The organism is Bradyrhizobium sp. P2_E8, assembly GCF_056403875.1.
In genome coordinates this window covers 1-3,319 of the sequence record NZ_JBFUES010000841.1, presented here as the reverse complement: position 1 = coordinate 3,319, position 3,319 = coordinate 1, and the positions used below count along the sequence as shown (strand labels likewise).

Sequence of the window (3,319 nt, the reverse complement as noted above, 5' to 3'; positions counted from 1 at the left end):
TACTTCCCCTCCAAGGCAGAGCTGATCTCCGAATTGATCGCCGAGGTCTCCCGCGACGAGCTCGCGGCGATCCGCAGGGCGGCCGATGCCGCGCCGGGGCCGTCCTCGGCGCTGGCTGCCGCCGTCACCACGGTGGCGGTCCATACCCTGTCGCAGCGCAGGCTGGCCTGGGGCATCCTGGCCGAGCCGGTCGACGTCGATGTCAGCGCCTCGCGCCTTGCGAGCCGGCGCGAGATCGCCGGCGAGATCGCAGGCCGGATCGATGCGGCCGTGCGCGCCGGTCACCTGCCGGCGCAGGACACCGCGCTGGCCGCCACCGCGCTGCTCGGTGCGCTGCATGAGGCGCTGGTCGGGCCGCTCGCGCCTGACAATCTCGAAGATCCCGTCAAGATGCGCGATGCGGTGCAGACCGTGACGCTGCTCGCGCTGCGCGCCGTCGGCGTCATGGACGCCCGCGCCCGCGGCCTGGTGGTGCAGCAGACGCTGCTCCCGACGACGAAGGCGCTGGTTGGGGCTTAAATCGAGGGTGCAGCCGGGGCAGCGGCCTGATCGCGCTCAGGCCGTTGTCCGAACGCGCCTTTTCGAACAATCCGAGCAGGCTCGCCGGACCGGCCGGCTACTGTGCATGGGGTTGTTTTCGCCGTTTTTGTTTGCCGGACGCCCGCGGACCTAGATATCCGCGCTGCCCTCGGGGCCGACCGAGGCGATGCGCACCATGTTGGTGGTGCCGGGGATGCCGAGCGGCACGCCGGCGACGATGATCACGCGCTGGCCGGCGCGGACGAAGCCGTCCCGGAACGCGATCTGGCCGGCGCGGCTCACCATGTCGTCCTGGTCGCGCGCGTCTTCCGCCACCACGCAATGCACGCCCCAGACCACCGCCAGCCGGCGTCCGGCCGCGATGTTCGGCGTGATCGCCACGATCGGCGGCTTCGGCCGCTCGCGCGCGACGCGCACCGCGGTCGAGCCCGAGCTGGTCCAGCAGATCAGGGCAGGCAGGTCGAGCGTCTCGGCGATCTGGCGCGCGGCGTCCGCGATGGCGTCGCCGGCGGTGGATTCCGGCGCGGGGCGCTGCGCGGTGAGCACGGAACGATAAATCGGGTCGCGCTCGACCTCTTCGCCGATGCGGTTCATGGTCGAGACCGCCTCGACCGGGAATTTGCCGGCCGCCGATTCCGCCGACAGCATGATGGCGTCGGCGCCTTCATAGACGGCGGTGGCGACGTCCGAGACCTCGGCGCGGGTCGGCACCGGCGACTGGATCATCGATTCCAGCATCTGGGTTGCGATCACCACCGGCTTGCCGGCGCGGCGCGCCATGCGCGTCATCTGCTTCTGGAGGCTCGGCACGCGCTCCAGCGGCAGCTCGACGCCGAGATCGCCGCGCGCCACCATCAGCGCGTCGGAGGCCTCGATGATGTCGGCGAGGCGGTCGATCGCCTGCGGCTTCTCGATCTTGGCCATGACGGCGGCGCGGCCGCGGATCATCTTCTTGGCCTCCAGCACGTCGTCGGCGCGCTGCACGAAGGACAGCGCGATCCAGTCGACGCCGGTGACCAGCGCCGCCTCGAGGTCGGCGCGGTCCTTCGGCGTCATCGCCGAGACCGGCAGGTCGGTGTCGGGCAGGCTGACGCCCTTGCGGTCGGACATCCGGCCGCCGACCACGACGCGCGTCACCGCGTGCTCTTTGGAGGTCTCCTCGGCGATCAGCCGTACCTTGCCGTCATCCAGCAGCAGCGCATGGCCGGGCCGCAGCGCGGCGAGGATCTCCGGATGCGGGAGATTGACGCGCGTGGCATCGCCCGGCGTCTTGTCGGAATCGAGCGTGAACGTCTGGCCGTTCTGGAGCTGGACCGCGCCTTCCGCGAAGGCGCCGAGCCTGAGCTTCGGCCCCTGAAGGTCGACCAGGATGCCGATCGGTCGGCCGTAGCTGCTCTCGACATTGCGGATCGTCGCCACCAGCTCCCGCATCTTGTCATGCGGGGTGTGGCTCATATTGATGCGGAACAGGTCGGCGCCGGCCTCGAACAGGCGGCGGATCATCGCGAGATCCGAAGAGGCAGGTCCAAGGGTCGCGAGAATCTTGATACGGCGAAGACGCCTCATGGCTTATTCCCAGGCGGGGGCGGAGCTGCGGCCGGTGGCAGGCCGGGCGAGCCCGGGGGCGTAGCACCGGGCGGGCCATTGGGCAAACCCGGAACGCCGCCACCGGGGCCAACCGGGCCGGGCATGCCAGGCACGCGCGGCTGTGCCGGCTGCTCGTTGGCATCGGTGAGCTGCACCGTCCAGGCGCGCTGCTCGCCGGTATCGACCTCGAAATAGCCGGTGCGGTCATAGCCGCGCGCCAGGCAATCCTCGGTGCCGCGGATGGTGAATTCCTTGTCGCGCGAGCACATGAAGGCCTGGCCCGACCATTCGCCGCCACGGTCATAGTCGATCGCGTAGATGTAATAGTAGCGGGCGACCAGCGTTCCGCGCAGCAGGGTCTCGCAGGAGCGGGAGGAGATGTTCCACCAGCCCTCGGTGGTCCAGCCCTCGGCGTCCTTGTAGCCGAGCGCAATGCCGACCCGGCTCGAGGTGTTGTTGCACAGGCGGAAATCGGCGGAGGCCGGGCTGGTCCAGAGACACAGYATGGCAATCACCAGCACCGGGACCAACCGGGCGAGCAGGCGAAGGGGAGCGCGGGGAGATTCGGCGATCATTGTCGCGGAAGCTATATCAGATCATTGACGATTTGGCGTAGAGGCGGGGAACTGCCCCAAAGCTTGGCTTGCGCCCGTTTGCGCCGCGATGTGGCAAAATCTGTGACAGGACCCCACCTGATCCCGTAAGGGTGACCGCCATCGGGGTCAGAGCCGGGTCGGAGCTTAAGGAATTCAGCTATGGCAATCGACGACAAAACCAGAACGGAGCTCGAAGCGGCCGCTTTCCGGCGCTTGGTCGATCATTTGAAGACGCGAACGGACGTCCAGAATATCGACCTGATGAATCTGGCCGGCTTCTGCCGCAACTGCCTGTCCAACTGGCTCAAGGACGCCGCCGACGCCCAAGGCGTCGCCCTGAGCAAGGACGAGAGCCGGGAGGCCGTCTACGGCATGCCCTACGAGACCTGGAAATCGAAATACCAGGGCAGGGCCACGCCGGAGCAGCTCGAGGCCATGAAGAAAGTCCATCCTCACGGGCACTGAACGGCGCCGGCGCGCATCGGCTGAGTCGCACCACACAACAGCTTTCTTCGAGCAGCCGCACGAAGGTGTGGGCGCGCTGTGGACGAGCGTGATGCTTGCTTGAACGCGGGGGGCACCAACCCTAAGGGTCT

4 protein-coding genes are annotated in these 3,319 nt (G+C 68.4%); 2 read left to right on the top strand and 2 right to left on the bottom strand.

Going from position 1 to position 3,319, the window contains the following annotated elements:
- A partial coding sequence (locus AC1D00_RS32835) for a TetR/AcrR family transcriptional regulator (protein WP_477013527.1) occupies positions 1–519 on the top strand: 519 nt, incomplete at its 5' end.
- A gap of 150 nt (positions 520–669) precedes the next feature.
- Here AC1D00_RS32835 and pyk read toward each other — a convergent pair.
- The gene (gene pyk, locus AC1D00_RS32830; protein ID WP_477013526.1) at positions 670–2,106 is read right to left on the bottom strand and encodes a pyruvate kinase; all 1,437 of its coding nucleotides are present in this window, start codon (positions 2,104–2,106) and stop codon (positions 670–672) included.
- The gene (locus AC1D00_RS32825) at positions 2,103–2,702 is read right to left on the bottom strand and encodes a DUF1036 domain-containing protein (protein WP_477013525.1); all 600 of its coding nucleotides are present in this window, start codon (positions 2,700–2,702) and stop codon (positions 2,103–2,105) included. Before AC1D00_RS32825 ends, pyk begins: the two co-directional genes overlap by 4 nt.
- A gap of 180 nt (positions 2,703–2,882) precedes the next feature.
- Here AC1D00_RS32825 and AC1D00_RS32820 point away from each other — a divergent pair, with 180 nt between their 5' ends.
- A complete protein-coding gene (locus AC1D00_RS32820; protein ID WP_027545565.1) occupies positions 2,883–3,188 on the top strand; it encodes a DUF1244 domain-containing protein in 306 nt (101 codons plus the stop codon).
- Positions 3,189–3,319: the final 131 nt, after the last annotated feature.